This is a genomic window from Mesorhizobium japonicum MAFF 303099 (assembly GCF_000009625.1).
Classification (GTDB): domain Bacteria; phylum Pseudomonadota; class Alphaproteobacteria; order Rhizobiales; family Rhizobiaceae; genus Mesorhizobium; species Mesorhizobium japonicum.
Map to the genome: position 1 here is coordinate 3,141,621 of NC_002678.2, position 26,356 is coordinate 3,167,976.

Consider the following 26,356-nt stretch of genomic DNA (forward strand, 5'->3'; position numbering starts at 1 on the left):
CAGGCCTTGCTTGCAGCGGTCATGATCCAGACCGCCGCCGCCGAAACCATACCCTTGCCGCCGCCCATGCCTGAAACCGGCGCACACACCGACAAGCCGATCGAAAAGCAGTTGCCGCAGCCCGCCACCACGGCGGAGCCCGCACCGCTGCCCTCGGTCGACAGCATCAATCCCGACCGCTTCGGCGCCAAGCCGGCGGACGCCGCCTATGGCGCCTTCCAGCGCGGGCTCTACAAAACGGCCTATAATCTGGCGCTGACCCGCGCCCAGAATGGCGACCCGGCGGCGCAGACATTGGTGGCCGAGATCCTGTCGCGTGGGCTCGGCGTGCCGTTGAATGCCGCGGAAGCCTCGAAATGGTATGCGCTCGCCGCCGAACAGGGCGTGCCTGAGGCGCAGTTCCAGTATGCGCTGATGCTGCTCGACGGCCGTTACGTCAAGAAGGACCCGAAAGAGGCCTACGCCCTGATGCAGGCCGCCGCCGAAGCCGGCAACCAGCTGGCGCAGTTCAATTTCGCGCAGATGCTGGTCCGCCAGGATCCCGGCGACACGGGCCTGGCCAAGGCAGTCTCCTATTATGAGCGCGCCGCCGCGACCGGCCTCGCCGACGCGCAATACGCCATGTCCCAGATCTATGCCAACGGCGTTGGCGGCAAACCACGCGACGACGCGCAGGCAAGGCGCTTCCTGGCGCAGGCTGCGCGGCAGAACTACGACACCGCGCAGATCGATCTCGCCGCCTGGATGATCGAGGGCCGCGGCGGCGCCCGCGACCTGAAATCGGCTTTCGGCTGGACGAAGCAGGCCGCCGAGGGCGGCAACGTCGCCGCGCAGAACCGGCTGGCAAAACTCTACATGCAAGGCATCGGCACAGACCCGGACCTGGTGCTCGCCGGCGCCTGGTACATCGTCGCCCGCCGCGCCGGTCTCATCGATCCCGACATGGACGATTTCCTACAAGGGCTGAGCGACGACCAGACCAAACAGGCCCTGCAAAAGGCGAACCGCCTGCCCTAATGGCGGTTGGTGAATCATTGCGTGTGATCGAGGACGACCTTGCCGAAGGGCGAACCGTGTTCGAGGTGCCGGAAGGCTGCAGCCGCGTCCTTCCAGGCAAACACCTTCTCGATCACGGGTCTTATCCGGTTGACTGTCAGGCCTCGGTTCATCGCCTCGAAGGATTCGCGTGAGCCCACAGGTATGCCGCGCGCCCTGACCTGGCGGCGGAAGATATCGAGGGGATTGATCGACCCTTCGCTGCCGCCGAGATAGCCGATGACGTTGATCTGGGCGCCTCGTGCCGAAGCCTTCAGCGACTGAGCGAAGCTTTGCGGCCCGCCGACCTCGATAATATGGTCCGCGCCGCGGCCGTCGGTCAGCGCCAGCACTGCCGACGACCAATCGGGATTGACGCGATAGTTGATGCCGTGATGCGCGCCAAGCGCCTTTGCCCGCGTGAGCTTGTCGTCGCTGCTAGACGTGACGATGACGTGTGCGCCGGCTGCCGCGGCGAACTGCACGGCAAACAGCGAGACGCCGCCAGTGCCCAGGCTGAGAACCGTCTCGCCCGGTTTCAACTGGCCTTCGGTGAACAGCGCGTGCCAGGCCGTCACCGCGGCGCAAGGCAATGTCGCCGCCTCGACATCGCTCAGATGGGGCGGCGCAAGCACGGCCGCCTGTTCGTCCAGCCGCGCGAACTCGCTGAGCAAACCGTCAATGGGGCCGCCGCGCTGATAGGAGGGCTCGGCCATGGCGAAACTGCCACCGACCCAGCGCTGCCAGAATGTGCCGCAGACGCGGTCGCCGACCTTGAAACGGGTCACTTCGGCGCCAACCGCGACCACTTCACCCACACCATCCGAAAGCGGTATCAGCGGCAGCGCAAAGGCGGTGTGGTAGCTGCCACGGGCGATCTCCACATCGCGGTAGTTGAGCGCTGTTGCCTTGACCTTGATGATCATCTCCTGGCGGCCCGGTTCCGGCATTGGCCGCTCGACCAGTCTGAGATTGTCGATGCCGCCGGGGGCCCGCAATTCGATCGTCTTCATTGTCTTCGCTTTCCTTTTGAAAATCCGTCGAAAGGAAAATCGCTTGCCGGCAGCCTGATTTCAAATTCATAATAATCAGAATGATTATGCATTTGAGGACCGAAGGATGCTGGAAGAATTGCGCACGCTTGTCCTCTTCGCCGAGGAAGGCTCGATCCAGAATGTGGCCCGCCGCCTGCCTTTGACGCAGCCGGCCGTCACCCGGCAGATGCAGCGGCTGGAGGACATGCTCGCGACAACGCTTCTCGATCGCCGGCAGAAGCCGCCGCGGCTGACCGCGGCGGGATTGGAGGTGCTGGCGCGCGCAAAGGACATACTGGCTTCGGTCGAGGCTCTGAAAGCGTTCGCCGCCGACGCCGAGCCGCAGGGCGTGCTGCGTGTCGGCCTGGCGCATGGCTTGTCCGATGCAAGCATCGCGGGCGCCATCGCCGGCGCGGCCGCCGCGTTTCCAAAGATATCGTTGCGGCTCAAGACCGGCTGGAGCGCTGAGCTGATCGAGCAGTTCGAACGCGGTCAACTCGATATGGCGATCGTTCTGCGACCTGCCGATCATCAAGGCCCGGACGCGCTCGGCACCGAACGTCTCTGCATCATAGCGCAAGCCGGCGCCCATCTCACGGACGCTCGGGTCCCCATGCCCTGGGTTCTCAGCCCCGAGCCTTGCGACGCGCGCCAGACGCTCCTCTCCAGTTTGGGCGGCGAGCGGCATCCGCTCATCGTGGCGGCGGAAATTCAGGACCCGGCGATGCAGATGGAATGGGTCCGTCGGGGACACGGCCTCGGCCTCATGCCGTTGCGGCTCGCGGCGCGAGGACTTCCCGACGGCCTCGCGCTTGTCGATCTCGAAGATGTCGACCTTTCATTGCAGGTCGTGGCACTACGCTCGCCACATCTCAACCGGCTGGCGAAGGCCGTGGAGGCCATTGCACAAACCGTCGGCGAAGCCATCAAGATCGAGGCCTGATACCGGCTGACCGACTGGGACCGATCGGGCGTCCCTTGCCTCTCCGGACGATTTGTGGTCTTGGGAGCCCCTAAATCGCCAGTCCCGGCGAAAATCTCATTCCGGATCACCCCATCATGGCCAAGATCAATGGCAACGAAATCCGTCCCGGCTACGTCATCGAGCATGATGGCGGCCTGTGGGTGGCGGTCAGGACCAACACCGTCAAGCCCGGCAAGGGCGGCGCCTACAACCAGGTCGAATTGAAGAATCTGATCAACGGCACCAAGCTCAACGAGCGCTTCCGCTCGGCCGAGACGGTCGAGCAAATCCGCCTCGACCTGAAGGATTTTTCCTTCCTCTACGAGCAGGACGACGCGCTGGTGTTCATGGACACCCAGAGCTACGAACAGCTCGAACTGAACAAGGATTTCGTCGGCGACCGCGCCGCATTCCTGCAGGACGGCATGATGGTGACGGTCCAGCTCTATGAGGAGAGGCCGATCGGCATCTCGCTGCCCGATCAGGTGACCCTGACCATCACCGAGGCCGACCCGGTGGTGAAGGGCCAGACGGCGGCGGCCTCCTACAAGCCGGCGGTGCTGAAGAACGGCATCCGCGTGCTGGTGCCGCCTTTCATCGGCGCCGGCGAACGCATCATCGTCGACACCAACGAAATCACTTACGTGCGCCGCGCCGACTGACGCGCTGCAGCAGGAAGACATACGATGGCACGCTCAGCCCTTCTCAACGTCATGGTCCAGGCCGCAATGAAGGCCGGCCGCTCGCTGTCACGCGACTTTGGTGAGGTCCAGAACCTCCAGGTCTCGTTGAAGGGACCCGGCGACTATGTCAGCCAGGCCGACCGCAAGGCCGAGGACATCATCTTTGCCGAATTGTCGAAGGCGCGCCCGGGCTACGGTTTCCTGATGGAAGAGCGTGGCGCGGTGGAAGGCGAAGACAGCCAGCACCGCTGGATCGTGGATCCGCTCGACGGCACCACCAATTTCCTGCACGGCATTCCGCTGTTCGCCGTCTCGATCGCGCTGGAGCGCCAGGGCCAGATCGTAGCCGGCGTCATCTACAATCCGGCCATGGACGAGCTCTACACGACCGAGCGCGGTGGCGGCGCTTTCATGAACGACCGCCGGCTGCGCGTGGCTGGCCGCATCAAGCTGGTCGACACGGTGATCGGCTGCGGCATGCCGCATCTGGGACGCGGCCACCACGGCAATTTCCTCGTGGAATTGCGTAACGTCATGGCCGAGGTCTCGGGCGTGCGCCGTCTCGGTTCGGCCGCGCTCGATCTCGCTTATGTCGCTGCCGGCCGCATGGACGGTTTCTGGGAAACCGGCCTGTCGGCCTGGGACATTGCCGCGGGCCTGCTCCTGATCCGCGAAGCCGGCGGCTTCGTCTCGGACATGGATGGCGGGCAGGACATGCTGGACAACGGCTCGGTGGTCGCGGGCAACGAGGTCATCCAGCGCGCGCTGCTGAAGGCCGTGAAAAAGCCTCTCTCGGCGCGCTGAAGGGCCGCAGTCGCAAAACCGCCACCTAAGCTTGAAATACTGTCCGGCGGTTGCCCAGATATGGGGTGAAGCAGGACGATCGATGGCCAATATCCCGCCCCAACTCGAAATCCCCTTTGTCGGGCGCTGGCACTACTCCCGCGCGGAGATGATCGCCGACGGCATTGTCCATGCTGTCGGCATCGTGTTGGCGATCGCGGCCGGCTCGGCGCTGCTGGCGCTGGCGGCGTTTCGCGTCGGGCCGGGCGAGTACATCGCCGCCGCCTTCTATGTCGTTTCGCTGCTCACTGTGCTGTCGGTGTCGCTGGCCTACAATCTGTGGCCGGTGTCGTCCCCGGCCAAATGGGTTCTGCGGCGTTTCGATCACGCCGCGATCTATCTTCTGATCGCCGCCACCTACACGCCTTTTCTGGCTCAGCTCGACGCTTCGCCGCTGGCCCGCTGGATGATCGTACTGGTCTGGATCGCGGCGGCGACGGGCATCGCCATCAAGGTGTGCTTTCCCGGCCGTTTCGACCGGCTGGCGATCGTCTTCTATCTCGCCATCGGCTGGAGCGGCATCGTCCTGGTCAAGCCGCTCGTCGAGACGCTGCCGACGACGTCGATCGTGCTCATCGTCGCCGGTGGCGTCGTCTATTCCTGCGGCGTCATCTTCTTCGCCTGGAAGGGTCTGCGCTTCCACAACGCCCTGTGGCACGGCTTCGTCGTCACTGGCGCGGGCCTGCATCTGGCGGCCATGGTCGACTGCCTGGTGATAAACCGTTTCTGATCCGCCCGCGGCAATATTGCCAAGCGCCATTCAATTTGGTCACAATTCCGTTTAGAGTCGCGAACGACGTGATCGGCGGCAGCGGCAGCGAAAACGGGGCACGGATGGCTTTTCTCAGATCCTTCGGCATGGGCAGGCGCTCCGACGTACTGATCTACGATCCACATAAACTGTCGAGTCCGCAGGTGTTCCTGCTGACCATGGTCATCTTCCTGGCCATCGTCGCCTTCATTGCCGCCATCCTGACCCGCCAGATCTCGACGGCCTTCGTCACCAATCCCGGACTCAACGGCCTGATCATCGGCGTGCTCGCGGTCGGCATCCTGCTTGCTTTCGCCCAGGTCGGGCGGCTGTTTCGCGAGGTGCGCTGGCTCAACTCCTTCCGCGCCGGCTCCGAGACCACCGAGCCGGTGCTGCTGGCGCCGATGAAAGCCATGATCGGCCGCTCCTCGACCATGGCCTTCTCGACCTCCTCGATGCGCACCATGCTCGATTCCATCGCAACGCGCCTCGACGAAAGCCGCGACACCTCGCGCTACCTGGTCGGCCTCCTGGTGTTCCTCGGCCTGCTTGGCACCTTCTGGGGCCTGTTGAACACGATCGGCTCGATCCGCGAGACCATCGAATCGCTCGACCCCGGCACGGGTGACGCCGCGGCGGTGCTCGATTCCTTGAAACAGGGCCTGTCGGCGCCGCTGGCCGGCATGGGCACCGCCTTCTCGTCCTCGCTGTTCGGCCTCTCCGGCTCGCTCGTGCTCGGCTTCCTCGATCTGCAGGCGGGCCGCGCCCAGACGCGCTTCTACACCGAGCTTGAGAACTGGCTGTCCTCGGTCACCGATCTCTCCTCCGACATCGTCGTCTCCGATCAGGCCAAGAGCGAACCATCCGACGAGATCCGTCTGCTTTCGGAGCGGCTGCGCAGCATGCAGGAGAATGGCGGCGGCTCCAATCCGCGCGTCGCCACCGCCATGGCCAATCTCGCCGATGGCATTTCCGGCCTGGTCAAGAACATGCGCTCCGAGCAGCAGATCATGCGCGACTGGGTCGAGGCCCAGTCCGATGAGCAGAAGGCGATGCGCAACACGCTGGAAAAGATCGCCGACGCCCTGAAGAAGCCCGGGGTGCACTGACATGGCGCTTGCCAGGGGCCGGCGTACCGATCGCCGCATCGACTACTGGCCGGGCTTTGTCGACGCGCTGTCGACGCTGCTGCTGGCCATCATGTTCCTGCTCACCGTCTTCGTGCTGGCGCAGTTCCTGCTCGGCCGCGAGATTTCCGGCAAGGATACGGTGCTCGCCCGTCTCAACTCGCAAATCAACGAATTGACCCAGTTGCTGGCACTCGAGCGCTCGACGGCGCAGGACAAGGACGATTCGCTGGCCAATCTGCAGGCGTCGCTGTCGGCCGCCGAGGCCGAGAAGAGCCGGCTCGAACAGTTGCTGGCGCAAGGCGCCGGCGCCGGCGACCAGGCCAACCAGCGCGCCGCGGCGCTTTCGGGCGAACTCGACAGCCAGCGCCAGATCAGCCAGCAGGCGCTGAGCCAGGTCGAGATCCTCAACCAGCAGATCGCAGCACTTCGCAAGCAGATCGGCGCGCTTGAAGACGCGCTCAATGTGTCCGAGGCCCGTGACCGCGATTCCAACACCAAGATCGCCGATCTCGGCCGCCGGCTGAACGTCGCCCTGGCGCAGCGCGTGCAGGAATTGAACCGCTACCGCTCCGACTTCTTCGGACGTCTGCGCGAGATCCTCGCCGATCGCGAGAACATCCGCATCGTCGGCGACCGCTTCGTCTTCCAGTCGGAAGTGCTGTTTCCGACCGGCTCCGAGGTGATCAACGATGCCGGCAAGGTCGAGATGAAGAAGCTCGCCGACGCCATCATCGAGTTGCAGAAGGAAATTCCGCCCGAGATCAACTGGGTGCTGCGCGTCGACGGCCATACCGACAACAAGCCGCTCTCTGGCACCGGCCGCTTCCGCGACAATTGGGAACTGTCGACGGCGCGTTCGACCTCGGTGGTCAAGTTCCTGATCGAGAACGGCGTGCCGGCCAACCGCCTGGTCGCCGCCGGCTTCGGTGAGTTCCAGCCGCTCGACCCCGCCGACACCGACGAGGCGCGCAACAAGAACCGCCGCATTGAACTGAAGCTCACCGAACGTTGATTTCTCATCACGCGAAGTCACGCGAATTTGTTCGCCGGCTCAACTCTAGGGCGCAGGCCGGGGCCGGCAAGGCCTGAAAAGATTATCTTTTTTTAATTACACTTCGCGCCGGAGCGCTCCTAGCTTGCCACGCAGGGCCGAGAACCGCCGGCGATGCCTCCCATCGCGACGCGACGGAACTGGACGACCCAAACGGTCGGAAGGCGAGGCGGCGCGGCCGCTCCCTTCCTAGCAGGAGGAAGCGCGCCATGCGCACATCTCTCAAGACGGCAACGCTTGCCGCAATTCTCATTGTCGCCCCGCTCGCCGGCGCCTATGCCGCGGGCCATCACAAGGGCGCTCTCGACGCGACGGACCCGACCGACATGACCGGCCCGCGTGTCGAGGCTCTCATCGAACAGGTTCAGGGCGTCCATAAGGGCATAGTCGACGCCAGGCAGGCCAACAACATCACCCCGGCGGTGGCGGAGCGCCTGGAAATGCGCACCGCCCGCATCAGCCAGGCGGCCGAGAAGATCGCCGCGTCGGATCACGGCAGGATACCGGCCGCGCAATATCATGACCTGCTGCGCCGTCTCGACAATGTCGACCAGCGGCTGCGGGTCGATACCGGCAGCGGTTTCCTGATGGGTGACGGCGCCGACGGCGGAACCTATCCGAACGGCTGAGGCCATCCTGCAAGGTCCGAGAGGAAGGGACCACCTGGCGCCCACGGGTCCCCAATCCCGCGGGCGTCCTTTTTTGCTCACCAGCCCGGCTTGCCTACCAACCAAGCCAGACCGCGATCAGGGCGACCACCGCCGGCACGGTCTGGATGAACAGGATCTTGCGGCCGACCGTCGCCGCGCCGTAAAGGCCGGCAATGGCGACGCACAACAGGAAGAACACCTTGACCTGAAAACCGGTGGCGCCGAGGTAGAGCCCCCAGATCAGGCCGGCGGCAAGAAATCCGTTGTAGAGGCCCTGATTGGCGGCCAGCACCTTCGACGCCTTGGCGAATTCCGGCGTCAGGCGGAATGCCTTGTGCCCGCGCGGCGTGTCCCACAGCACCATCTCGAGATAGACGATGTAGACGTGGATCAAGGCCACCAGCCCGACCAGGATGTTGCCGATCATTTGCTCCCCCCTTGATGCGTTGCCGGCAGCATTTCATGTGTGGCATCGCTTGCGCAAGATGCATCTGCCGGAGGGCATCTGAGCAATTCCAGGAAAAGTGTGAGGCGGTTTTCCGTCCGGAATTGCATCAAAACAAAGAGTTAGAGCGGTTTGCCGTTTCCATGAAACGGTGAACTGCCCTGAGGGTTGCCAAGGCTTTTGCGTTGGTGTCTTTTCGCGCCGTCCTCAATCACGGAAGCCGCCATGTCCTTTCAAAAACTCGACGACCTCGGCCACAAGCTCGAAGCGCTTGAGCATGCGCTGGCCATCCTCGGCGCCGACGAAGCGACGCATATGGCCGTCGGCGGCGGCGAGAAGCGCGCCGAGGCGATGGCGGCACTGGCCGGCATGTACCATGCCAGGGCGACCGCACCGGAAATCGCCGACTGGATCGCCGCCGCCGAAGGCGAGGCGCTCGACGACGAGCAGCGCGCGGCGCTCGGCGAACTGCGGCGGCAATACACCAACCTGACCTGCCTGCCGGTCGAATTCGTCGAACGCCAGACGACGGCGCGCATGCGTTGCGAGCAGCTGTGGCGCGACCTGCGCGCCAAGAACGACTGGGCGGGTTTCCAGCCGGCGCTCGAGGGCGTTGTGGCGCTGGTGCGCGAAGAGGCGGCTATGCGCTCAGACGTGCTCGGCCTCGCCCCTTACGATGCGCTGATGGAGCAATTCGACCCCGGCAACCGTACCGCCGACATCACCCCCGTCTTCGCCGACCTGAAAGCCTTCCTCAAGGGATTCGTGCCGGAGGCGCTGGCGATCCAGGAAGCGCGGCTGCGCAAGCATCCGCTGAAGCCGCTCTCGGGCACCTACGCGATCGACAAGCAGCGCGAGCTTGGCCTTGCCATGATGGCGGCTGTCGGTTTCGACCTGACGCATGGCTCGCTGTCGGTGTCGCACCATCCCTTCTGCGGCGGCGTGCCCAGCGACGTGCGCATCACCACCCGTTACAAGACATCGGACTTCCTGTCGGCGCTGATGGGCGTGCTGCACGAGACCGGCCATGCGCTCTATGAACAGAACCTGCCGAAGGCGTGGTCGCACTGGCCGCTCGGCAAGGCGCGCGGCATGGCCGTGCATGAAAGCCAGAGCCTGTTCGTCGAAAAGCAGATCGGCCGCAATCCCGCCTTCTGGCGCTGGGCCCTGCCGGTGGTGGAAAAACATCTCGGCGAAGCCTGGTCGCTCGACGACCTCCTGCCGCATGTGCATCGCGTCGAGCGCGGCCTGATCCGCGTCGACGCCGACGAGGTGACCTATCCCCTGCATGTCATCCTGCGCTACGAGCTGGAGCAGGAGCTGGTCTCGGGCAGGCTGGAGGTTGCCGATTTGCCCGAAGCCTGGGACGCCAAGATGCGCGACTATCTCGGTCTCTCCACGCTGGACAACCCGGCTGACGGGCCGATGCAGGACGTGCACTGGCCAGGCGCCGCCTTCGGCTACTTCCCGTCCTACACGCTGGGCGCGATGATGGCGGCGCAGCAATGGGCCGCGCTGACGCGCGAACATCCCACCGCCGATGACGACCTTGCCAAAGGAAACTTCGCGGCCATCAATGGATGGCGCCGCGAAAAAATCTGGTCGCAGGGTTCGCGCTGGTCGACGCCGAACCTGCTCGAACGCGCCACCGGCGAAAAGCTCAACGCGGTGCATTTCGTCAATCACCTGAAGCAGCGCTACGGCGGATGAGATCGGCCGCCCCGGTTTCGGCGACCGGCGGCGGCGAACAAGGAGGCGATGACGCGCCATCGCCGGGCGGCGATCTTGCGGGATCGCCGCTACTTTTCTATCACTGGTGGTATCCGAGCGTATATTGCAAGACGTGCGGACCATGAGGGCGGTACTTCCGGTGACATCTTCTGCGACAACGCGGCTTTTCGTCTTGATTGCCTTTACGCTTTTCTGCGCACCGGCCATGGCCGACGCCGAAATCCACAAGGGCAGCCCTGGCAGCTGGATCGACCGGGTCGAGCTTCCGAAGGCGGACCCGCGTTTCGACAGCCGGATCAAGAACGGCATCTCCAATCTTGTCTCGGAATATCAGATCCGGCAGCGGCCCGGCGGCATCGAGGCCTTCGACCGCTATGCCTACAGGATCGTCGACCGCACCGGGCTCGAGCGTGGCGCCGCCATAAATTTCGAATTCGATCCTGCGACGTCGCAAGTGACGATGAACTGGCTGAACATCATCCGCGACGGCGTGGTCATCGACCGGCTGCCCGGAGCTACTTTCGATGTGTTCCGGCGTGAGAAGGATGCAGAGAAAGGCCTGTTCGACGGCTGGCTCACCGCTTACGTGAATGTCGACGATGTCCGTGTCGGCGACATCATCGACTATGGCAAGACCACCGTCAGGACACCCATCGTCGGCGCGGATCTGTTTTTCCACTCGGTCGCCATGGCCTGGGGCGAGCCCATAGCGCTCATCCGCGAGAAGGTCGTCTGGCCGGCGAACCAGCCCCTGAACATCCGCCAGGTTCGCACCGACATCCAGCCGGATGTCAAAACCGACGGCGCCTCGAAAACCTATAGCTGGCAAAGCATCAACCCTGCCCCGGTCAAGCCCGAGGAAAACCTGCCGGCGGATTTCCTGACCTATCCGACGATCCAGATTTCCTCGACAGCCAAATGGCAGGATGTCGTCGACGCGATGTTGCCCTACTACCGGCTCGACCAGGAATTGCCGGCCGCTTTCGCATCGAAGCTCGACGATATCGCTGCCCGATACGCTAAACCCGAAGACCGGATGATCGAGGCGATGCGGCTGGTCCAGGACACCATCCGTTATGTCAGCCTGTCGATGGGCCGTGGCTCCTACATTCCCCGCAGCCCGAGCACCGTGATTGCCTCAGGCTTCGGCGACTGCAAGGACAAGGCCCTGCTTCTTGCCTCCAGCCTGCGTCGGCTTGGCGTTGAGGCTGAGCCTGCCCTGACCGATCTCGACGACGGACTGGCACTTGGCGACATGCTGCCGACGATCCGCGCCTTCGACCACGTCATCGTCAAGGCATCGATCAAAACCCAGACATACTGGATCGATGCGACCAACTATCTGCAGGGTGGCCGGGCCGAGAACCTTGTTCCACCGGACTATGGATTCGCCTTGCCGGTCGTCGCCGGCAGCGCTCGGATGGAACGGATAGAACGCAAGGAACTTTTCCAGCCGACCACCTTCGTCAGCGAGGCGTTCGACTTTCCCAAAAACACAGGCGAGGCGCTCAAGCTGACGGTCAGCACGACCTACCGGGACGCGGATGCCGACTCAATGCGCTACAGGCTGGTTTCCCAATCGGCCACCAAGCTCGCCGACGACTATCTCCAATATTACAACCGGCAATATCCGGGGATGACCAGCCTGGCGCCGTTGTCGGCAAAGGACGACCGTGACGGCAATGTCGTCACCACGGTCGAATCCTACGAGCTGCCGGCCGAGGATCTCGACGCCGATGATCTCGTCAAGAACTTCCCCTTGAAGGCCGATGTCGGCATCAACAATTTGCCGGAGCCGGACATGGTTGGCAGGGCCGGGCCGATCTGGCTCGGCAGCCCGATGTTCAAGCGTCATCAGTGCATCGTCCGGAACCTGAAGGCGGAGTTTGTCGGCCCCGAAAAATCCGACGACGTGATCACGCCCTATGTCGCCTTCAAGGCGCGCTGGTCGAGTACGCCGAGCGAATTCCAGGTCGACTGGTTTCTCAAGACGATCAACGATCGCGTTCCCGCCAAGGATATCGGTTCATATCTGAGATCGCGCAGGAAGATGGGCGACAACGCCTCCTGGACCTACAATTTCGGCTATGCCGAAACCGAGGCGAACTGAGCCCGCCAAGCAACTCCCGTGAAATGATTTCCGGCGAAAACGGCTCGGGAAGAGCCTACTCCGCCGCGCCCCTGAAGGCGCTGGCGCCGGTCTCGAACTGCAGCTTGGCCAGCCTGGCATAGATGCCGCCCTTGGCGACCAGGCTCTGGTGCGTGCCTTCCTCGACGATGCGGCCGCCATCCATCACCAGGATCCTGTCGGCCTTCAGCACCGTCGCCAGCCGGTGGGCGATGACGATCGTGGTGCGGCCCTGCATCAGCCGCTCTAGCGCCGTCTGCACCAGCGTCTCGCTTTCGGCGTCCAGTGCCGAGGTGGCTTCGTCGAGCAGCAGGATCGGTGCGTCGCGCAGGATGGCGCGGGCGATGGCCACGCGCTGGCGCTGGCCGCCGGACAGCGTCACGCCGCGCTCGCCGACCTGGCTGTCATAGCCGTGTTCGAGCTTGAGGATGAATTCGTCGGCCAGCGCGTCCTTCGCCGCCGCCTCAATTTCGGTATTGCCTGCGCCCGGCCGGCCGAAGCCTATATTGTCGCGCGCGCTCGCCGCGAAGATGGTGACGTCCTGCGGCACGATGGCGATGCGCTCGCGCACCGAAACCGGATCGGCTTCGCGCACGTCGACGCCATCGATCAGGATCTTGCCGGTTTCGGGATCGTAGAAGCGCAGGATCAGCGAGAAGACCGTGCTCTTGCCGGCCCCCGAGGGACCGACGATGGCTACCGTCTCGCCAGGCATGACCTGGAAACTCAAGCCGTGGACGGCGGCCCGGTCGGGCCGCGCCGGATAGGAGAAGGAGACGTCGTCGAAGACGATCGCGCCCTTGGCGACCGTAGGCAGCGGCTTCGGCTCGGCCGGCGCCTGGATCGCCGGGTTCTCGGCCAGGATCTCGGTCAGCCGCTCGGCCGCACCCGCTGCCTGGGCAAGTTCGCCCCAGACCTCCGACAGCGCGCCGAGCGCGCCGGCGGCGAACACCGAATAGAGCAGGAACTGGCCGAGCGTGCCCGGCGATATCGTGCCTTCGAGCACGTCGCGCGAGCCGAACCAGAGCACCGCCACAACGGACGAGAAGATGGTGAAGATGGCAAAGAAGGTGAGGAAGGAGCGGGCGAAGATCGAGGCGCGCGCCGCCTCGAAGGCAGCCTCAACCGCGCCCGAAAACCGCCCGGTGACCAGCTTCTCATTGGTGAAGGCCTGCAGCGTGCGCACCGCGCCGATTTGCTCGCTGGCATAGGCTGTCGCCTCGGCAAGCGTGTCCTGCGCCTGCCTCGACTTGCGGCGCACCGAACGGCCGAAGGCGACCAGCGGCAGCACGATGACGGGAATGGCTGCAATGACCAGGCCGGACAGTTTTGGACTGGTCACGACCATCATTCCCACCGCGCCGAGACCGAGGATGACGTTGCGCAGCGCGACCGAAGCGGTGGCGCCGACCGCCGATTTGATCTGCGTGGTGTCGGCGGCAAGCCGTGACACGATCTCGCCCGACTGGGCGGTGTCGAAGAAGGCGGGCGACAGCGTCGTCACATGGGCAAAGACATCGCGGCGGATATCGGCGACGACGCGCTCGCCAAGCGTGATGACGAAATAGTAGCGGCCGGCGGATGCCGCCGCCAGCACGGCGGCCATCGCCACCAGTGCGGCGAAATATTCGGCGATGAAAGTGGTGCTGGACGACGAGAAACCGTGATCGATCATCCGCCGTACGGCCAGCGGCAGCGTCAATGTCGTTGCCGCCGCGATGGCCAGCGAGATGAGGGCGCCGACGACCAGCGTGCGATATCCAGCGATATAGGGGAACAGGCGCCTGAGCGGCTTGAGCGAGCGTCGGCGCTCGTCTGCGCTGCTTGATTGCGCCATCTCGGTGTGTCCTCTAGCCGCTTCGGCTTCATGCGCCGCAATATGCGCTTGCCGCGGCCTTGTGATTCAATTCCGCCTGATGTATAGGCTCGCCGACCGTTTTAGAAGCCGTGGCTCCTCAATAGCTGCGGCTTCGAGTTTTAAAAAGAGGCGCATCGACGCAGGCTTATGCCCGTCAGCCGCGCCGGCAAGCCAGGAACCGAGCCATGAAGAGCGCTATTCATCCCGACTACCACACCATCAAGGTCGTCATGACCGACGGCACCGAATACACGACCCGTTCGACCTGGGGCAAGGAAGGCGATACGATGAACCTCGATATCGATCCGACCACCCACCCGGCCTGGACCGGCGGCCAGCAGACCCTGCTCGACCGCGGCGGCCGCCTGTCGAAGTTCAAGAAGCGTTTCGAAGGCTTCGGCCTCTAAGCCCACTTCGGCATTGTCGCAGATCAAGAACCCGCCTTCGAGGCGGGTTTTTTGTTGACCTCAAGCAGTCGTATTGGGGACGAATTCGTCTGAAAGGGTGACATGTCTATTCTCGACGATAGCAGATGGTCCGGCCTCAAAGGCGGGTACAAGGTTGTGTACGATCCGCGACCGGCTTTGCAAACGCTGACCGTTCACTACACCAGCAAGTCGGCCTGGGACGAACTCTGGAATGAACTGCATCATCAGGGGGATGTCGGGGACGCTTCCTACGCCGCCGTCGTGGAGTTGGTTCGCATCTCCAAAGACCACGCTCCGGCCTATTGGGGTGCTTACGGCCTGGCCGCGACGATCGAAGAAGCGCGACAGCTCGATGACCGGAACCCACCGGTTCCGGATTGGATCGAACCGCACTACAGGGCAGCGTGGCGGACGCTTCTGCACCTGGCGTTGCGGGACCTGGCAACTAAGATTGACGACGAAACCGCTAACTGTGCGTTGGCTGTTGTCGCACTCCGTCGAGGCAGCCTGAGCCTTGCCCGAATGGCAATGTGCGCAGAGGATGAGCGCGCGGAAATGCTTCGCAGCTATTTCGGCACATAGCGCGCTTGTTCAGCGGATGGGGGCACGGACACAGTCGCCCTTGATGACGACCGAGGGCTTGGCGCCGGCGTTGTTGGGAAGCGTGCTGTCGACGAAGGAGGCCGTCGCGGCGACCGAATACATCCTTGCCGGCCACATCCTTGTCGGAGCAGGGAAAATGAGCAGGCGCGGCGCCGTTCAGTCTCCGGTCAGTTCCCGCAGCGCCATGCGCTTGTAGGCGGCGACCAGCCTGTCGCCCTCCTGTCGCTCGACCGAGATGGCCAGCCGTACCGCGGCCTCGCCCATTTGCCAGACGAGAAATGCCGTGGTCTCCAGGGCGACGGGGTCGGCGCCGGGACGCAGGCGCTTCAGCACCGCCACGAGGAACTCCGCATTGGCCCGGCTGTCGGCGAGTTCGAGCTGGCGCAACGCCTTGTCGGCCTGCGTGCCCGACCAGATGTCGCGCATCACCGGCTCGGCCAGGAACAGCCCGTAGTAGATATCAACCAGCTCCGAGAAAGCCCGCCGCAGGCCTTCGGCGTCGCTGACATCCTTGAGCGCGGCCGAGATACAGGCCTGGCTTTCGGCCGTGTAGCGCTCGGCCAGCGCCCAGATGATCGCCCGCTTGTCGGGAAAGAACTGGTAGAGCGAACCGATCGACACCCCTGCCCGTTCCGCGACCTCGCCCATGCGCATGGCGTCGCTGCCTTGCTCGGTGATCAGCGCCGAGGCCGCGGCAAGCATGCGCTCCACCCGCTCCCGGCTGCGCTGCTGGCTCGGCGCCCGCCGTGGCGAAGCGATCTGCTCGTTGGCCGGTGTGCCTTCCATGACTGTCTCCAACAACCCCTTCGGCACAATCGCCGAGAAAATGGCTTGACTCACAAAATACGAGGGTTTATCACGTTTTGCAAATGTGAGGATTGCTCATGTTTTCAAACAGAGGAAAACCACCATGACCGACACCAGACCAATTCTGATCCTCGGCGGCACCGGCAAGACCGGTCGCCGTCTTGCCGAGCGGCTGACGGCGCGCGGCATACCGGTACGGATCGGCTCCCGTTCCGGTACGCCGCGCTTCGACTGGGAGGCCCCCGCAAGCTGGGCTCCTGCACTCGAGGGCGTCAGCGCGGTCTATATCAGCTACTATCCCGACATCGCCGTGCCTGGCGCCGCCGAAGTCATCGATGCCTTCACCCGCCTTGCCGTGGAGCATGGCGTTCGCCGGCTGGTGCTGTTGTCGGGCCGCGGCGAGCATGAGGCGCAGCGCGCCGAAGAGATGCTGAAGGCTTCCGGGGCCGACTGGACGATCCTGCGCTGCGCATGGTTCTCGCAGAATTTCAGCGAAGGCTTCCTCATCGAGCCATTGCTGGCGGCCGAAGTGTCCCTGCCGGTCGGACCTGTCGGTGAACCCTTTGTCGATGTCGACGACATCGCTGACGCCGCCGAAGCGGTGCTGACTGAGCCCGGTCATGTCGGCCAGCTCTATGAACTGACGGGGCCGCGGCTGTTGAGCTTTGCCGACGCGGTCGCCGAAATTGCCAAGGCGACAGGACGCGACATCCGCTTTGTCAGAATTTCGCATGATGAGTTCACGACCGCTGTCGCGTCGCATGAACTGCCACCCGAAATCGTCTGGCTGCTCGATGAGCTGTTCACCAAGGTGCTCGACGGCCGCAACGAATCGCTCACCGACGGCGTCCAACGCGTGCTCGGCCGGGCACCGAAAGACTTTTCCGCCTACGCAACCGAAACCGCCGCAGCCGGCTTCTGGAGTAACTGAGATGAGCAAGCTTGTTCCCGCCCTCACCATCATCGCCGCAATCGGCTCGGGCGTCGTCGGCGGCGTCTTCTTCGCCTTTTCCAACTTCGTCATGGCAGCACTGGCCCGGCTGCCCGTCCCGCAAGGCATCGCCGCGATGAATTCGATCAACATCACGGTGATCACGCCGACCTTCATGACGGCGCTTTTCGGCACCGGCCTGCTCTGCCTGGTGCTCATCGCCGCCGCCATCATGGGCTGGAGCCTGCCCGGCTCGTACTGGCTGCTTGCCGGTGCGGTGATCTATGTGATCGGCAGCCCGATCGTGACCATGGTCTTCAACGTGCCGCTCAACGATGCGCTCGCCGCTGTCGACCCTGCCAGCAGCAACGGCGCCGCCGTGTGGGCGAACCATCTAAGCCAGTGGGTGATGTGGAACCACGTCCGCACCGTCACCTCCATCGTGGCGATGGCCTGCTTTATCTTCGCATTGCTGTAAAGAGGCCTTGCGAAACGCAAAGGGCCTCGCTCAGGCGGGGTCTTTTTGCGTGTGCCCCTTTGACGTGTGGCCCTTGCGGTCGGAATGACCGAGATCGCGATCCGGGTCGATCACGTCGCGCACCAGCTGCTTGAGTTTTGCCGCATCGGGAAAGCCACCGTCGCGCTTGCGATCCCAGATGAGAACATCATTGCAGGAGATGGTGAAGACGCCGCCGGTGCCGGGCACCAGCGTCACTTCGCCGAGATCGGTGCCGAAGGTGGAGAGCAGTTCCTGCGCCATCCAGCCGGCACGCAGCAGCCACTGGCACTGCGTGCAATAGGTGATGCGGATGGCGGGCAACGGCGTCTCGCTCATATCGGATTGAGCTTTGCTCATATCCCAACCGATCAGGCCGCGCTGAGCTTGGCCAAGGTCTCGTCGTCGACTTCGAAGTTGGCGTATACGCTTTGCACGTCGTCGTCATCCTCGAGCGTGGCGACCAGCTTCATCAGCGACTGTGCCCGCTCCTCGTCGACCGGAACATTGTTCTGCGGACGCCAGATCAGCTTCACCGACTCCGCCTCGCCGAGCGCGGCTTCCAGTGCCTTCGACACCTCGCCGAGATTCTCGAAGGCGCAATAGATCGTGTGGCCTTCCTCGTCACTTTCGACGTCGTCGGCGCCGGCTTCAATCGCCGCTTCCATGACCTTGTCGGCGCTGCCGGCCGATGCCGGATAGTAGATCTCGCCGACACGGTCCCACATGAAGGACACCGAACCGGTCTCGCCCATCGCGCCGCCGGCCTTGGTGAAGGCGGCGCGGACATTCGACGCCGAGCGGTTGCGGTTGTCGGTCAACGCCTCGACGATGACGGCGACGCCGCCTGGGCCATAACCTTCATAGCGCACGGCCTCGTAGTTCTCGGCATCGCCCATCGACGCCTTGTTGATGGCGCGCTGGATGTTGTCCTTCGGCATCGACACGGCCTTGGCGTTCTGGATCGCCAGCCGCAGGCGTGGGTTCATCGATGGGTCGGGCGTGCCGCTCTTGGCGGCCACGGTGATTTCGCGCGCCAGCTTGGAAAACATTTTCGACCGCACCGCGTCCTGACGGCCCTTGCGGTGCATGATGTTCTTGAACTGTGAATGGCCAGCCATGGCACCCCTGTCGTGTTCGGCTAGAGCATCTCGCAGCCAGGTGGATCACCTCGCCCTTGCAAAATGCTCGAATTCAAAATTTCAGAGCGTCCCAGGTGCAACCCGTGGAAGCACGGCGTTCTCTGTCGGAATGGCCGGCTTATAGATAAATCGGCTCAATTCGTCCAGCCGCGCCGTGCTGCCGGCAGCCAACAAGGACGTCTACAAGCGCTCACGCCTCCAGATCGGACTTCAGCCGGTCGATGATGCTGAGCGCATGGCCGGCATACTGGCTGATCCAGCGGTCGTGGATCTGCTTGATCGGCAGCGCGTTGAGATGGTTCCAGCGCTCGCGTCCGTCGCGGCGCGCAACGATCAGCTCCGCCTCCTCCAGCACCTTCAGGTGCAGCATGACGGTGCAGCGGTCGATGTCGGGAAAGGCATCGCACAGCATGCCCGTGGTCTTCGGCTCGTCCTTCAGCCGATCGAGCATCTCACGCCGGCGCGGATGCGCCAGCGCCTTGAAAACATTGTCGTCTTGCGATCGGCTTGACATGTTATATTTCTATAACATAACGTAAGGCCAATCAAGCAGGGAGTTGTGGATATGTCTTTCGGATTCCGCGTTTCCGGCCGCATCGGCAAACCGGTCGCCGAAGTTTTCGACGCCGTCGTCAACCCCAAGAAACTGAGCGGCTATTTCACCACAATCGGCGGCGCCAGCGCGCCGCTGGAAACCGGTGTTGGCGTCGTTTGGTGGGGCAAGGTGCCGGTCGAGGTCGACGAAGTGGTCAAGGACAGCCGCATCGTGCTGCGCTGGGACGCCACCGATGCCGACGGCAAGCCGGCCTACAAGACCCGCATCGAAATGAATTTCGAACCGCTGGACGATGGCGGTACCTTCGTCACCATCGCCGAAAGCGGCTGGCAGGAAGGCGCGGTCGGCTTGAAGAAATCGTACCTCAACTGCGAGGGCTGGTCGCAGATGCTGGCCTGCATGAAGGCCTATGTCGAATACGGCATCAATCTGCGCGACGGCTATTACCGCAGTGAGATGAAGGGCGAGCCCGCCAACGAGACCAATGTTTGAGCGTTCCCATGGAGATCCGCGAAACCCCGACAGCCGAAACCGGCATGCTGATCCGGCGGCCTGTCGCCGAAGTGTTCGAGGCCATCGTCGATCCGGCCATCACCACCAAATTCTGGTTCACCCACGGCAGCGATCGGCTGGATAGCGGCGAAGAGGTCCGCTGGGAGTGGCGCATGTACGGCGTCTCGACGACCGCCAAGGTCAGCGAGATCGTCAGGAATGAAAGGATCGTCATGCAATGGAGCGATCCGCCGACAACGGTGGTCTGGACCTTCACCGAAATGCCCGGCGATGCAACCTTTCTCGAGGTCCGCAACTTCGGCTTCGCCAGCACGCCCGACGAGCAGGTCAAAGAAGCGATCGGCTCGACCGGTGGCTTCACGTTGGTGCTGGCCGGCGCCAAGGCCTGGCTGGAACAAGGCCTGACGCTAGGCCTTATCGGCGACCGCCACCCGAAGGGTGTGCCGGGGCGTTAGATGCCCCAGCATGCCGGTCTCAATGCCCGTCGTCGGGCTTCGCTTTCCTGCGCCGCCGCGCCAGCATGTTGAGCCCTTCGACCAGGGCCGAGAAACCCATCGCCGCATAGATGTAGCCCTTGGGCACGTGGTAGCCCATGCCGTCGGCGATCAGCGTCATGCCGATCATCAACAGGAAGCCCAGGGCCAGCATGACGATGCTGGGGTTCTTGGCGATGAAGTTGGCCAGCGGACCCGCCGCCAGCATCATCACGCTGACGGCCACGATCACGGCGATGTACATGATGGCGATCTCGTCGGTCATGCCGACGGCGGTGATGATGGAGTCGATCGAGAAGACGAGATCGAGCAGCAGGATCTGGAAGATCGCGCCGGCAAGCGAGATCTTGAGCGTCTCACCCATCATCGTGTCCTTGTGGTCGTCGGGATCGACCGTGTGATGGATCTCCTTGGTCGCCTTCCACACCAGGAACAGGCCGCCGGCGATCAGGATCAGGTCGCGCCAGGAGAAGCCATGGCTGAAGGCGGTGAAGACCGGCGTCGTCAGCTGGACGATGACCGAAATGGTGGCGAGCAGCACAAGCCGCATGACCAGCGCCGCCGAAATGCCGAGCCGGCGGGCGCGGGCCCGCTGCGCTTCCGGCAGCTTGTTGGTCAGGATCGAGATGAAGATCAGATTGTCGATGCCGAGCACAATTTCGAGCACCACCAGCGTCAGCAAGGCGACCCATGCGGTTGGATCGGAAACGAATTGAAAATGCGGCGCAAGAAATTCGATAAGCTGCATGGAGGTCGTTGTCCCCTCTTTTAACGATCTGAAGCAGATGTCGTCGGCAATTAGGTACTGCGCGCGCCTATATCAATGTCATGACCAGAAGGATGGAGCCGTTTCTTCCAGCCTTGGCCCGCGACGAAACGGCGCGATCTTCTCGGTCAGTCCGGTACGATCGGAAATATTGACACCGACCCCGCACAAGGTCGCCGGGCCGGTCGCAGCCTCGAAGCGCCCCTTCGGCACTTTCGACAGGAACCGGTTGAGCGGTTCCTCCTTGTCCATGCCAAGCGAGGAATCGTAGTCGCCGCACATGCCGGCATCCGACAGATAGCCGGTGCCGCCATTGAGGATCTGGTGGTCGGCCGTCGGCTGGTGGGTGTGGGTGCCGACCACCAGGCTGGCGCGGCCGTCGACGAAATGCGCAAAGCACATCTTTTCCGAGGTCGCCTCGGCATGGAAGTCGATCACCACCGCATCCGCCTGCTCGCCGAGCGGGCAGGCGGCAAGCTCGCGCTCGCCGGCCTGGAACGGATCGTCGAGCTCGGGATGCATGAACACCCGCCCCATGATGTTTGTGACCAGCACGCGCGCGCCGCTCCTGGCGATGTAGACGCCGGAGCCGCGCCCGGGCGTGCCCTTGGGGAAATTCGACGGACGCAGGAAGCGCTCTTCGCGCGGCGCGAAGGCGAGCGCATCGCGCTGATCCCAGACATGGTTGCCGGTGGTGACGACATCGGCGCCGGCCGCGATCGTCTCGCGAAAGATTTCTTCTGTGATCCCGAAGCCGCCGGCGGCATTCTCGCCATTGACGATGACGAAGTCGAGTTTGAAGTCCGAGATCAGGCCGGGCAGTTGTTCCCACACCGCCGTGCGTCCCGTTTTTCCGACCATGTCACCGAGGAAGAGAAGTCTCATATGATCCCGCACCGAAAGTCAGCGAAGCAAAAGCTGCATGACATCCGCGAAAAGATCATGCCTCCATTATCTACAATTTTGGCGTGAAGCGGCGCAACCCGCTCTCGGTGAGTATTTCCGGGATGATGACGTCATGGTTCTCGTCCGGAACCTGCGCCACCTCCTGGCAGTCAAAGGCGATGCCGATCAGCCGGGGTGTATGCCCCTTGTCGACAAGCTTCGCGATTGCGCGGTCGTAATAGCCGGCGCCATAGCCGATGCGGTGGCCGCGCGCGTCGAAGGCGGCGAGCGGCACCAGCATCACCTCGGGATCGAGCACCTCGGCCTCTTCATGGGGCCCGACCGTGCCGAAGCCCATATCCACCATCGGCGCGCCGCGCACCAGCTCGCGAAAGACGATCGTGGTCTTGTCGAGAATGGCGGGCAGGCAAAGCCTGGCGCCCTGTTCGCGCAAGGCGAACATCAAGGGCCTGACGTCGACTTCCGAACGCATCGGCCAGAAGCCGGAGACGATCTGGCCAGGCTCGATCGCCAGATGATCGCGCGCTGTCTCGGCCATTTCCAGCGCCACCTCCACCCGCCAGAACTCATCGAGCGCGTCGCGGCGTCCAAGCGCCTGGAGCCGCAGCTGTTTTTTCAGGTCTTTGAGAGATGTCATGCGCGGACGATAGAAAAGGCCGGATCTGGATGGCGTTTTGGGAGCGACGTTTTCCACCGCATCATCCACCGAAATGCGTGGATACAGGGGCAAGAAGTGACGATCCACACAACCGGTGGAGAGAGCGATCCCGGGAACCTACAAAGTAGGTGGGCGCCGTGTGAGAAAACCCACGGGTCTTCCCAGGGACAGCTCCCTAAGGATCGTTAAGGCCCCGGGGAAAATGTTCTCCTGCCGGGAAGCACAGACCGTCCCGTCCAATATAGGCCGCTCATCGGTCGAGCGCCAGTGAGACCGGCAGTTTCGGCGGCTTTATTCGCCATCCGCGCCGCACCCTTGCACAGGCCGGGCGGCGTCCTTACGGTCACAGGGTGAACCAAGGAGCAAAAATGCGTTTCGAAGGCACGGCGGCCTATGTCGCCGACAAGGATCTGATGGTGGCCGTCAACGCGGCGATCGCGCTGGAGCGGCCCCTGCTGGTCAAGGGCGAGCCCGGCACTGGCAAGACCGAGCTTGCCCGTCAGGTGGCGGCGGCCCTCGGCCTCGATCTCATCGAATGGCACGTCAAATCGACGACGCGGGCGCAGCAAGGCCTTTACGAGTATGACGCCGTGTCGCGGCTGCGCGACAGCCAGCTTGGCGATGCCAGGTTCAACGACATCAAGAACTACATCAAGCGCGGCAAGCTCTGGGAGGCGTTCGCGGCGGGCAAGAAGGTCGTGCTTTTGATCGACGAGATCGACAAGGCCGACATCGAGTTCCCCAACGACCTGCTGCAGGAACTCGACCGGATGGAGTTCTTCGTATACGAGACCGGCGAGACCATCCGCGCTGCTATCAGGCCGATCGTCATCATCACCTCCAACAATGAGAAGGAACTGCCGGACGCCTTCCTGCGCCGCTGCTTCTTCCACTACATCCGCTTTCCCGACGTCGACACGCTGCACAGGATCGTCGACGTGCACTATCCCGGCATCAAGCAGAATCTGGTGCGCGCCGCGCTCGCCCAGTTCTACGAGATCCGCGAAGTGCCGGGCCTGAAGAAGAAGCCGTCGACCTCCGAGGCGCTCGACTGGATCCGCCTGCTGGTCGCCGACGACATCGCACCCGAGGATTTGCGCGCCGACCCGAAGAACGCATTGCCCAAACTGCATGGCGCCCTGTTGAAGAACGAACAGGACGTGCATCTGTTCGAGCGGCTGGCCTTCATGGCCAGAAGACAGCAATAGGCAGGCAGCAATAGCGCTTTTCCCGGCCGTGGACCGTTGCTGCCAGCCGGACGGGAAGGCAGCTTCGGCTGCAACCTTTCGCAGGAGATGAAATGTCCGAGATTATTGTCCGCCCGCTCGCGCAGTCCGACCACGCCGACTGGAAGCGCCTGTGGACCGACTACCTGACCTTCTATGAGACCAAGCTGCCGGAAGAGGTCTACGCCGTCACCTGGAAGCGGCTGTTCACGGCAGGCGAATTCGAGCCGAAGGGTTTTATCGCCACGCTCGACGGCAAGGCCGTCGGCCTCACCCACTATCTCTACCATCGCTCAGGCTGGTCCGAGAGGAACAACTGCTACCTGCAGGACCTGTTCGCCGACCCGGACGTGCGCGGCAAGGGCATCGGTGCGGCGCTGATCAATGCCGTGAAGCAGGAGGCCGCAAAGATCGGCGTCAAGAACGTCTACTGGATGACGCACGAGACCAACGCAACCGCGCGCAAGCTCTACGACCACGTGGCGCGCCGCACCGGCTTCATCGAGTATGATCTGCTGTAATGAAATCGTCAGCGCAGCGCGCAAAGCTGACCTGGAATGCCAATCGGTTTGAGGCGTTGGAACGCATACGCGCTGTCTTGCTGGAAAGCGAGTTCAGGCCGCTCTATGCCAGCTACATCGCATATCTGGAGCTGCGGGAGCGCGGGCTGAGAAAACGATCCTTTGCCCAGCTCGATGCCTTTATTGAGCAAATAGCTTCCGACCCGTTTGAAGTGCGCCTGTCGGTCGTGCGGCATCTCGTTGGCGCAACTGAAGAGTACTGGGACAATTGGCCAGCGCCCGACAACTGGCAGTTTCCTGAACAGATATCTCGACGGCTGACTGGACCGCTCTGGCGCGAATGGCAGGAGCGGGATCCGGCCAATCCTGAGGCATGGCTACATGGTTTTGACGATCTGTCCCGCGGAGTCGATGGCAGGGAGGTTGCGTTTCTGCTGGACCCAACTCATCCGCGCTACCAATATGCCCATCTGAATGGTCTCTGCGCGCAGCTGAACCATGAGCTTCACGAGTTGGAACACGTTGAGACAATCCTTTGCACTCCCGAACACTTTGGCAAGCTTGCCGGTTCGGTGTCCGCTGTTGCGGCGGCAATCGGTGGCAACATGACTGAAGAGGTCGCGAGAACACCTGTCCAACTGAACGAACTGGCGGCGATCTATCGCAGCCACAAGAGGGATAGCGGTACCTTTTTGCGAGAGCTTCTGCGGCTCGGTCGCAAAGATCTGGTCGACTTTCCCATCTTGCCGGCCCGGCGTTGGTTCCGTGTGCTGCCCCATCCTCTAGGTTGATCCGCTCGCATGTTCATCCCCTTCTTCCTCGAACTGAAGGCTGCGCGCGTTCCCGTTTCGCTCCGGGAATATCTGTCGCTGCTGGAAGGGCTGGAAGCCGGGCTGGTCGACTATGACGTCGAGGGGTTTTATTACCTGGCCCGCGCCGCTTTGGTGAAGGACGAGCGCCACATCGACCGCTTCGACCAGGTGTTCGCGCATGTCTTCAAGGGCATTGAAGCGCTAGGCGGACCGGATGCGGTCGATGTCGCCAACATTCCCGAGGAATGGCTGCGCCGGCTTGCCGAAAAGCATCTGACTGACGAGGAGAAAAAGCTGGTCGAGGCGCTCGGTGGCTTCGAAAAGCTGATGGAGTCCTTGAAGCAAAGGCTCGAGGAGCAAAAAGGCCGCCACCAGGGCGGCTCGAAATGGGTCGGCACCGGCGGCACCTCGCCCTTCGGCGCCTATGGCTACAATCCCGAAGGCGTGCGCATCGGCCAGCACGAAAGCCGTAACCGCCGCGCGGTGAAGGTCTGGGACAAGCGCGAGTTCCGCAATTTCGACGATGCCGTCGAGCTCGGCACCCGCAACATCAAGATCGCGCTGAAACGGCTGCGCCGCTGGGTGCGCGAAGGTGCCGAGGAAGAATTCGACCTACCCGGCACCATCCACGCCACCGCCGAACATGGCTATCTCGACGTGCAGACGCGGCCCGAGCGCCGCAACGCGGTGAAGCTTTTGATGTTCTTCGATGTCGGCGGCTCGATGGACGACCATATCAGGAGCGTCGAGGAGCTGTTTTCGGCGGCCCGCGCCGAATTCCGCCAGCTCGAATATTTCTACTTTCACAATTGCCTCTACGAGGGTGTCTGGAAGGACAATCGCCGCCGTTATGCGGAGGTGATTCCGACCTTCGATCTCCTCCATAAGTACGGACCGGACTACAAGGTGATCCTTGTTGGCGACGCCTCGATGAGTCCTTACGAGATCGCCCACCCCGGCGGCTCGGTCGAGCACTGGAACCCGGAGGCCGGCGCCGTCTGGCTCGGCCGCCTGCTGCAGCAATGGCCGAACGCGGTATGGCTCAATCCCGAGAGCGAAAAGAACTGGGGTTACACCCATTCGATCGCCATGATCCGCGACATCTTCGGCGGCCGCATGTTCCCGCTGACGCTGGCCGGACTCGAAACCGCGACGAAGCAGCTTTCCAGAAAGCACTGAGCAATTTCCGGAGCC

At 63.2% G+C, this 26,356-nt stretch carries 30 protein-coding genes and 1 other RNA gene; 20 read left to right on the forward strand and 11 right to left on the reverse strand.

Features of this window, described 5'->3' with window-relative positions:
• Positions 1 to 21: 21 nt before the first annotated feature.
• Positions 22 to 1,017 (forward strand): tetratricopeptide repeat protein, encoded by a 996-nt coding sequence (locus MAFF_RS16410; protein WP_425280332.1) that lies wholly within the window; start codon positions 22 to 24, stop codon positions 1,015 to 1,017.
• A 14-nt stretch (positions 1,018 to 1,031) separates the two neighbouring features.
• Here the strand turns inward: MAFF_RS16410 and MAFF_RS16415 are convergent, their stop codons facing one another.
• Positions 1,032 to 2,048, reverse strand: coding sequence for a zinc-dependent alcohol dehydrogenase family protein (locus MAFF_RS16415; protein WP_010912048.1), 1,017 nt, complete (start codon positions 2,046 to 2,048; stop codon positions 1,032 to 1,034).
• A 106-nt stretch (positions 2,049 to 2,154) separates the two neighbouring features.
• Between MAFF_RS16415 and MAFF_RS36645 the strand changes: the two genes are divergently transcribed.
• From MAFF_RS36645 to MAFF_RS16450, 7 genes are all read left to right on the forward strand, one after another.
• Positions 2,155 to 3,012, forward strand: coding sequence for a LysR family transcriptional regulator (locus MAFF_RS36645; protein ID WP_010912049.1), 858 nt, complete (start codon positions 2,155 to 2,157; stop codon positions 3,010 to 3,012).
• Between the two features lie 116 nt (positions 3,013 to 3,128).
• The gene (gene efp, locus MAFF_RS16425; RefSeq protein WP_010912050.1) at positions 3,129 to 3,695 is read left to right on the forward strand and encodes an elongation factor P; all 567 of its coding nucleotides are present in this window, start codon (positions 3,129 to 3,131) and stop codon (positions 3,693 to 3,695) included.
• 24 nt (positions 3,696 to 3,719) lie between these two features.
• Positions 3,720 to 4,520, forward strand: a complete 801-nt coding sequence (locus MAFF_RS16430) for an inositol monophosphatase family protein (RefSeq protein WP_010912051.1) — start codon at positions 3,720 to 3,722, stop codon at positions 4,518 to 4,520.
• 82 nt (positions 4,521 to 4,602) lie between these two features.
• Positions 4,603 to 5,289 (forward strand): PAQR family membrane homeostasis protein TrhA, encoded by a 687-nt coding sequence (gene trhA, locus MAFF_RS16435; RefSeq protein WP_010912052.1) that lies wholly within the window; start codon positions 4,603 to 4,605, stop codon positions 5,287 to 5,289.
• A 104-nt stretch (positions 5,290 to 5,393) separates the two neighbouring features.
• Entirely contained in the window at positions 5,394 to 6,419 is a 1,026-nt protein-coding gene (locus MAFF_RS16440; protein WP_032933843.1) for a MotA/TolQ/ExbB proton channel family protein, read from the forward strand.
• A 1-nt stretch (position 6,420) separates the two neighbouring features.
• Entirely contained in the window at positions 6,421 to 7,452 is a 1,032-nt protein-coding gene (locus MAFF_RS16445; RefSeq protein WP_010912054.1) for a peptidoglycan -binding protein, read from the forward strand.
• 248 nt (positions 7,453 to 7,700) lie between these two features.
• Positions 7,701 to 8,120 (forward strand): hypothetical protein, encoded by a 420-nt coding sequence (locus tag MAFF_RS16450; protein ID WP_010912055.1) that lies wholly within the window; start codon positions 7,701 to 7,703, stop codon positions 8,118 to 8,120.
• A 94-nt stretch (positions 8,121 to 8,214) separates the two neighbouring features.
• On the opposite strand, the gene MAFF_RS16455 is transcribed toward MAFF_RS16450, so the two are convergent.
• Positions 8,215 to 8,568 (reverse strand): DUF1304 domain-containing protein, encoded by a 354-nt coding sequence (locus tag MAFF_RS16455; protein ID WP_010912056.1) that lies wholly within the window; start codon positions 8,566 to 8,568, stop codon positions 8,215 to 8,217.
• A 243-nt stretch (positions 8,569 to 8,811) separates the two neighbouring features.
• Here MAFF_RS16455 and MAFF_RS16460 point away from each other — a divergent pair, with 243 nt between their 5' ends.
• Both MAFF_RS16460 and MAFF_RS16465 read left to right on the forward strand, forming a co-directional pair.
• Positions 8,812 to 10,296 (forward strand): carboxypeptidase M32, encoded by a 1,485-nt coding sequence (locus MAFF_RS16460; protein ID WP_010912057.1) that lies wholly within the window; start codon positions 8,812 to 8,814, stop codon positions 10,294 to 10,296.
• A 226-nt stretch (positions 10,297 to 10,522) separates the two neighbouring features.
• Entirely contained in the window at positions 10,523 to 12,427 is a 1,905-nt protein-coding gene (locus MAFF_RS16465) for a DUF3857 domain-containing transglutaminase family protein (RefSeq protein ID WP_157866001.1), read from the forward strand.
• A 55-nt stretch (positions 12,428 to 12,482) separates the two neighbouring features.
• Here MAFF_RS16465 and MAFF_RS16470 read toward each other — a convergent pair whose 3' ends face one another.
• Complete coding sequence (locus tag MAFF_RS16470) at positions 12,483 to 14,282, reverse strand: ABC transporter transmembrane domain-containing protein (protein WP_010912059.1); 1,800 nt, start codon at positions 14,280 to 14,282, stop codon at positions 12,483 to 12,485.
• Between the two features lie 206 nt (positions 14,283 to 14,488).
• Here MAFF_RS16470 and rpmE point away from each other — a divergent pair, with 206 nt between their 5' ends.
• Positions 14,489 to 14,710, forward strand: a complete 222-nt coding sequence (gene rpmE, locus MAFF_RS16475; RefSeq protein ID WP_010912060.1) for a 50S ribosomal protein L31 — start codon at positions 14,489 to 14,491, stop codon at positions 14,708 to 14,710.
• 102 nt (positions 14,711 to 14,812) lie between these two features.
• Positions 14,813 to 15,313 carry a hypothetical protein gene (locus tag MAFF_RS16480; protein ID WP_010912061.1) on the forward strand — a complete coding sequence of 167 codons (501 nt, stop codon included), beginning with the start codon at positions 14,813 to 14,815 and terminating at the stop codon, positions 15,311 to 15,313.
• A 177-nt stretch (positions 15,314 to 15,490) separates the two neighbouring features.
• Here MAFF_RS16480 and MAFF_RS16485 read toward each other — a convergent pair whose 3' ends face one another.
• Positions 15,491 to 16,120, reverse strand: a complete 630-nt coding sequence (locus MAFF_RS16485; protein WP_010912062.1) for a TetR family transcriptional regulator — start codon at positions 16,118 to 16,120, stop codon at positions 15,491 to 15,493.
• Positions 16,121 to 16,244: 124 nt separating this feature from the next.
• On the opposite strand from MAFF_RS16485, the gene MAFF_RS16490 reads away from it, so the two are divergent.
• Positions 16,245 to 17,072, forward strand: coding sequence for an NAD(P)H-binding protein (locus tag MAFF_RS16490; RefSeq protein WP_010912063.1), 828 nt, complete (start codon positions 16,245 to 16,247; stop codon positions 17,070 to 17,072).
• Between the two features lies 1 nt (position 17,073).
• On the forward strand, positions 17,074 to 17,550 hold the full coding sequence (locus MAFF_RS16495; protein ID WP_010912064.1) for a DUF1772 domain-containing protein: 477 nt from the start codon (positions 17,074 to 17,076) through the stop codon (positions 17,548 to 17,550).
• A gap of 30 nt (positions 17,551 to 17,580) precedes the next feature.
• Here MAFF_RS16495 and MAFF_RS16500 read toward each other — a convergent pair whose 3' ends face one another.
• From MAFF_RS16500 to MAFF_RS16510, 3 genes are all read right to left on the reverse strand, one after another.
• Positions 17,581 to 17,928 (reverse strand): SelT/SelW/SelH family protein, encoded by a 348-nt coding sequence (locus MAFF_RS16500; RefSeq protein WP_010912065.1) that lies wholly within the window; start codon positions 17,926 to 17,928, stop codon positions 17,581 to 17,583.
• An 11-nt stretch (positions 17,929 to 17,939) separates the two neighbouring features.
• Positions 17,940 to 18,689 carry a YebC/PmpR family DNA-binding transcriptional regulator gene (locus MAFF_RS16505; protein ID WP_010912066.1) on the reverse strand — a complete coding sequence of 250 codons (750 nt, stop codon included), beginning with the start codon at positions 18,687 to 18,689 and terminating at the stop codon, positions 17,940 to 17,942.
• A gap of 211 nt (positions 18,690 to 18,900) precedes the next feature.
• Entirely contained in the window at positions 18,901 to 19,224 is a 324-nt protein-coding gene (locus MAFF_RS16510; protein ID WP_010912067.1) for an ArsR/SmtB family transcription factor, read from the reverse strand.
• A 51-nt stretch (positions 19,225 to 19,275) separates the two neighbouring features.
• Between MAFF_RS16510 and MAFF_RS16515 the strand changes: the two genes are divergently transcribed.
• Together MAFF_RS16515 and MAFF_RS16520 are read left to right on the forward strand one after the other, a co-directional pair.
• On the forward strand, positions 19,276 to 19,758 hold the full coding sequence (locus tag MAFF_RS16515) for an SRPBCC domain-containing protein (RefSeq protein ID WP_044548389.1): 483 nt from the start codon (positions 19,276 to 19,278) through the stop codon (positions 19,756 to 19,758).
• Positions 19,759 to 19,766: 8 nt separating this feature from the next.
• Positions 19,767 to 20,234: an SRPBCC family protein gene (locus MAFF_RS16520; protein WP_010912069.1), complete on the forward strand. Its 468-nt coding sequence runs from the start codon at positions 19,767 to 19,769 to the stop codon at positions 20,232 to 20,234.
• Positions 20,235 to 20,253: 19 nt separating this feature from the next.
• On the opposite strand, the gene MAFF_RS16525 is transcribed toward MAFF_RS16520, so the two are convergent.
• The 4 genes from MAFF_RS16525 to ssrS form a co-directional block, all read right to left on the reverse strand.
• Positions 20,254 to 21,021, reverse strand: a complete 768-nt coding sequence (locus MAFF_RS16525) for a TerC family protein (RefSeq protein ID WP_010912070.1) — start codon at positions 21,019 to 21,021, stop codon at positions 20,254 to 20,256.
• A 78-nt stretch (positions 21,022 to 21,099) separates the two neighbouring features.
• On the reverse strand, positions 21,100 to 21,924 hold the full coding sequence (locus MAFF_RS16530; protein ID WP_010912071.1) for a TIGR00282 family metallophosphoesterase: 825 nt from the start codon (positions 21,922 to 21,924) through the stop codon (positions 21,100 to 21,102).
• A 70-nt stretch (positions 21,925 to 21,994) separates the two neighbouring features.
• A complete protein-coding gene (locus tag MAFF_RS16535) occupies positions 21,995 to 22,582 on the reverse strand; it encodes a 5-formyltetrahydrofolate cyclo-ligase (RefSeq protein ID WP_010912072.1) in 588 nt (195 codons plus the stop codon).
• 97 nt (positions 22,583 to 22,679) lie between these two features.
• Positions 22,680 to 22,835, reverse strand: a non-coding RNA gene (ssrS, locus tag MAFF_RS37010) — 6S RNA.
• A gap of 136 nt (positions 22,836 to 22,971) precedes the next feature.
• On the opposite strand from ssrS, the gene MAFF_RS16540 reads away from it, so the two are divergent.
• From MAFF_RS16540 to MAFF_RS16555, 4 genes are all read left to right on the forward strand, one after another.
• The gene (locus tag MAFF_RS16540) at positions 22,972 to 23,811 is read left to right on the forward strand and encodes an AAA family ATPase (protein ID WP_044548390.1); all 840 of its coding nucleotides are present in this window, start codon (positions 22,972 to 22,974) and stop codon (positions 23,809 to 23,811) included.
• Positions 23,812 to 23,903: 92 nt separating this feature from the next.
• Entirely contained in the window at positions 23,904 to 24,350 is a 447-nt protein-coding gene (locus MAFF_RS16545; protein ID WP_010912074.1) for a GNAT family N-acetyltransferase, read from the forward strand.
• Positions 24,350 to 25,141 (forward strand): hypothetical protein, encoded by a 792-nt coding sequence (locus MAFF_RS16550; protein ID WP_010912075.1) that lies wholly within the window; start codon positions 24,350 to 24,352, stop codon positions 25,139 to 25,141. The genes MAFF_RS16545 and MAFF_RS16550 overlap by 1 nt, the downstream gene beginning before the upstream one ends.
• Before the next feature lie 9 nt (positions 25,142 to 25,150).
• On the forward strand, positions 25,151 to 26,341 hold the full coding sequence (locus MAFF_RS16555; protein WP_010912076.1) for a vWA domain-containing protein: 1,191 nt from the start codon (positions 25,151 to 25,153) through the stop codon (positions 26,339 to 26,341).
• Positions 26,342 to 26,356 lie beyond the last annotated feature (15 nt).